The 2,889-nt window shown below is 44.1% G+C and carries 4 protein-coding genes; 3 read left to right on the top strand and 1 reads right to left on the bottom strand.

Features of this window, described 5'->3' with window-relative positions:
- Positions 1-245 precede the first annotated feature (245 nt).
- Positions 246-1,250, bottom strand: coding sequence for a multicopper oxidase domain-containing protein (locus QUA16_RS13185; RefSeq protein ID WP_333103820.1), 1,005 nt, complete (start codon positions 1,248-1,250; stop codon positions 246-248).
- Between the two features lie 287 nt (positions 1,251-1,537).
- On the opposite strand from QUA16_RS13185, the gene rppA reads away from it, so the two are divergent.
- The 3 genes from rppA (at position 1,538) to QUA16_RS13170 (ending at position 2,831) form a co-directional block, all read left to right on the top strand.
- On the top strand, positions 1,538-2,227 hold the full coding sequence (gene rppA, locus QUA16_RS13180) for a two-component system response regulator RppA (RefSeq protein ID WP_333103821.1): 690 nt from the start codon (positions 1,538-1,540) through the stop codon (positions 2,225-2,227).
- An 86-nt stretch (positions 2,228-2,313) separates the two neighbouring features.
- Positions 2,314-2,544 (top strand): hypothetical protein, encoded by a 231-nt coding sequence (locus tag QUA16_RS13175; protein WP_333103822.1) that lies wholly within the window; start codon positions 2,314-2,316, stop codon positions 2,542-2,544.
- Positions 2,541-2,831 carry a type II toxin-antitoxin system PemK/MazF family toxin gene (locus QUA16_RS13170; protein WP_333103823.1) on the top strand — a complete coding sequence of 97 codons (291 nt, stop codon included), beginning with the start codon at positions 2,541-2,543 and terminating at the stop codon, positions 2,829-2,831. The genes QUA16_RS13175 and QUA16_RS13170 overlap by 4 nt, the downstream gene beginning before the upstream one ends.
- Positions 2,832-2,889: the final 58 nt, after the last annotated feature.

The raw sequence follows: 2,889 nt of genomic DNA, 5'->3' as shown, positions 1-2,889 counted from the left end.
AAAAGTCATTGTTTGTGGCACAGGCATCTTGCCTGTTCTTAAGAAGGGTGCAAGATGTGAGTAATAAACGAAATGTTGATAACATGGCTGTTGCTAATTTTTACGTTATGTGCATTTTGATTCACAAGTTATTAAGAAAGATTCTCAATTATTTGCGAGTTATTTATTCTACCTATTTGCTATCGAGCTTGTCAAATAATTTCATACTTTATTTGAATCGGCGCACCCTGGTAGCAGGATTTGGTTTAAGTGATGACTTCAAATACACCCATGCAGCCAGCTTCGGCGATCGCATCTTGATGGGGGTGAAACATATATTTTCCAGCGTAGCCGTAAGTAAATTCTAAGATATGTCTTTCAGCTACTCCCATTGTGATGACATCAGTTCTTTCACTGGGAGTTAAAGTCATTCCCGTGCGATATACGTCAAAAAAGTTGGCGTGCAGGTGAAAAGTTACTGCCGCTTCGTACTCAATCATGTTGAGAACGTACAACCTGATTAGCTGATTTCGGTAAATAGAGATCGGGTTGTTCATGTAATAATTGGGCAAGCCGTTAAAAGCGTAAATTTCGTTCTTTTCGTCCTCGTTTACGTCATATCCTCCCATGATTAACATGATTTCATCGGCGGGAGGACGGGGTTTGGGCGGATCGATGATGAACATTCCATAAAGTCCTTTACCGATATGGCGAGTTACAGGAGCAATATGGCAGTGATATAGATGCACTCCGTAAGGCTGGGCATCGAATTCATAAATAAATACCGAACCGTTTCTCACTGGTTTAACGCCATCCATTTCGCTGGTATGAATTCCGTGAAAGTGCAGCGAGTGAGAATGTCCGCCTTTGTTAGAAAAGATGACGCGGATACGATCGCCCTCAGTTGCCCTCAATGTCGGCCCCGGCACGCGATTGTTGACATTCCAAGTGTTGAAAGTGACGGCGCTATTAAGTTGGACGATCGAAGTATTAGCTTCCATGCGAAATTCGCGTACCGTGCGCCCGTTTTCGCGCGTCACGGTGCCGTAATCAAAATCCCGCGCAATTTGCATCGGGTTGATATTGCTGACGGTGAGTGCATCTGCGGGCATGGGCGGTATTCTCGCAACTGATGTCGGTTTGCGAGTCAAGTTTTGAAGTGCGATCGCGCCGCCCGCTACCCCAGCACCAGCTATTCCTAGCTGTAGCAGTTGGCGGCGACTCCAGCGGCCAGCCTTTCTAATGGCGGGACGATCGGATAAATCTGTCATACTTATTGAAAAATTTTCTCAAAAATTCACTCGTGGTTGATTATAAGACATTACCAGCTTGTTGTCAATCATTGTCAACTGTTATCTTTTTCTGCGAAGTCAATCGATTTTAGATTTATTCCCGTCAGTCAGCCTGCGCGTTGGAATGAATCCGGGGGGTTGCGATCCAATTAGTCTCGGTCAGAAGATTTCATGCTGATTTCATTTCAGTATGTGAGGTTAGATGTTGGGGTAGATGCAGCCGATCGCTAACAATGTATAAGGATTTACCGCTATAAATTAGAGCTATGAGAGTTTTGCTAGTTGAAGATGAGCCCGATTTAGGGAAAGCGATCGAGCGAACCTTAAAGCAGGAAAAATATATAGTTGATTGGGCCCTAGATGGCAGTGAAGCTTGGGAATATTTAGACAGCCAGTGGACGCAATACACCCTCGCTATTTTTGACTGGTTGCTACCAGGATTGTCAGGATTAGAACTGCTGCGGAGATTGCGTGCTAAACATAGCGCCCTGCCAGTTTTGATGCTGACAGCAAAAGACCGCATGGAAGATAAAGTTGCAGGACTAGATGCCGGGGCTGACGATTATTTAGTCAAGCCGTTCGGGATGGCGGAACTGTTAGCAAGGTTGCGGGCTTTGCAAAGACGATCGCCCCAAATTCAACCACAACAGCTACAAGTAGGGAATCTCGTTCTCGACTGCGGAAATCGCACTGCTTGTCATGTCGATACCCACGGCAAAAACCAGATAATTTCGCTGACAAACAAAGAATTTCAACTGCTAGAATACTTTATGAAACATCCGAACCAAATTGTCACCACTGACCAAATTCGGAATCAGCTATGGGAGGCGAGTGCAGATAGCTTTAGCAATGTGGTAGCAGCTCAAGTGCGTTTGCTGCGACGCAAACTTGAGTCGGTTGGCGGCGCGAATTTAATTGAAACTGTACACGGCGTCGGATACCGCATGAGAAATTAAAGCTGTAGGGGCAACGGCGGGGGGAATATACCTCGTTTCCAGTATCTAGCTATAATATAGAAAACTCGATCGGAAAAATGACTGCCATGAAAGATTTAATCCAACAAGAGTTAGAAAAGCTCGATATAGAACAACTAAAACAAGTATTTGAATTTATTGCTTTCCTGAAATTTCGTGCCAAATTAGTTACTATTCCAGCAATCGATGAAACTAACTTAGCTGCACTCTACAGCGAATTTGCCGAAGAAGACCGACAACTTGCGGAACTCGGAATGAGCGAATATGCAGAACTCCTAAAACATGAGGATTTGGCATGACAGTCAGACGGGGTGAAATCTGGATTGCAGCCCTCGATCCTACGCAAGGTTCCGAACAGGCAGGTGTACGTCCCATAATTATTTTCCAGAACGATACTATTGCGAGATACACGACTACTGTTATCAGTATTCCTCTAACAACTAATCTGCGCCGTGCCTCTCTCCCTTCATCTGTTTTCATTCTCAGCGGTGAGGGAGGATTGACTCAAGATTCCGTTGCCTTGTGCCATCAAATGCGAGTTTTGGATAAAACACGATTGCGAAATAAGGTAGTAATAAATATGTAGTGAAGTTTAATTACAGTAATTGAATACATAGGATAATTTTATAACTCACACAATCAAA

It is taken from the genome of Microcoleus sp. S13_C3, from assembly GCF_036700905.1.
Classification (GTDB): domain Bacteria; phylum Cyanobacteriota; class Cyanobacteriia; order Cyanobacteriales; family Microcoleaceae; genus Microcoleus.
Note: the sequence above shows the minus strand (reverse complement) of the source record. Positions and strands in the feature narration are given on the sequence as shown.

What these genes read in the sequence shown, in the direction of transcription:
- QUA16_RS13185 (WP_333103820.1), bottom strand. Translation starts at nt 1,250, where the DNA reads ATGACAGATTTATCCGATCGTCCCGCCATTAGAAAGGCTGGCCGCTGG.
- rppA (WP_333103821.1), top strand. Translation starts at nt 1,538, where the DNA reads ATGAGAGTTTTGCTAGTTGAAGATGAGCCCGATTTAGGGAAAGCGATC.
- QUA16_RS13175 (WP_333103822.1), top strand. Translation starts at nt 2,314, where the DNA reads ATGAAAGATTTAATCCAACAAGAGTTAGAAAAGCTCGATATAGAACAA.
- QUA16_RS13170 (WP_333103823.1), top strand. Translation starts at nt 2,541, where the DNA reads ATGACAGTCAGACGGGGTGAAATCTGGATTGCAGCCCTCGATCCTACG.